The 891-nt window shown below is 62.0% G+C and carries 1 protein-coding gene; it reads right to left on the bottom strand.

From position 1 onward, the window contains the following. Positions 1-51: 51 nt before the first annotated feature. A partial coding sequence (locus ACH196_RS38125; protein WP_396651992.1) for a porin occupies positions 52-891 on the bottom strand: 840 nt, incomplete at its 5' end.

Raw genomic sequence — 891 nt, 5'->3', positions numbered from 1 at the left:
AAAAACCCGGCGGTTGCCCGCCGGGTTTTCTTTTAAACCTGTGAAGGTCGATCAGAACGTGCGCTGGAAGCGCAGGTTGAAGCCCCAGGAGTCGTCGACCTCGTCGCCGTCGGCGTCGACGATCTGGTTGCCCTTGCTGTCCTTGTCGGGATCGTAATAGACGACTTCCGGCGTGATGGTGAAGCCGGGAACCAGCTCATAGGCAACGTTGGCGGCAACCGAGAAGTTCGAGCCGTCGTCATAGCCAACTTCGGCGTTGAATGTCGCCTTCTCGTTGAACTTGATCGCCGTGCCGCCCCAGACGGCCCAGTCGCCAGCCCACTGCGCGTAGTAGTTCTCGTTGTCGAACCCGGCCGAGTCCCAGGCGCCCATCACGAACACCGAAGCGGTCTCGGTGATGTTGACGTCCAAACGGCCTTTGACCGCCACTTCCGACTGCCAGCTGTCGTAACCGGCGACGACGCCGATCTTGCCCCAGCCCTGCGTGAACGACAGACCGCCGACCACGAACGGAGCATAGTCCTGGGTGATGCCGCCAAGCGCCTGGCCGTCAGCCTGGATGTCCGACCGATAGGCGATATCGCTCTGGTCGCCCTGCTCGATCGCGACGCCGGCGGAGAAGCCGTTCGCGCCGGTGTAGGTGTAGGCGATCTGCAGCGTGCCGAACGGACCGTAGGGAACGATACCGTCGTTCATGACGCCCGACGAATAGTCGGTGAAGGTCGAGAAGTAGGAGTCCGTCTTGCCGATGCGGAAGCCGCCGAGCTCGATATAGGCGTGCTCGATGCTGACGCCGTCTTCCATGTCGTAGCCAGTCGTGCCGCTGCCCGACACCTGGTAGTTGAAGTTGATGGCGGCATACGAACGCAGCGTGCCGTATTCGGTCTCGCT

It is taken from the genome of Mesorhizobium sp. IMUNJ 23232 (assembly GCF_044326205.1).
Taxonomy (GTDB): Bacteria; Pseudomonadota; Alphaproteobacteria; order Rhizobiales; family Rhizobiaceae; genus Kumtagia.
The sequence above is the reverse complement of the archived record's forward strand: the minus strand, read 5'-3'. Positions and strand labels throughout refer to the sequence as shown.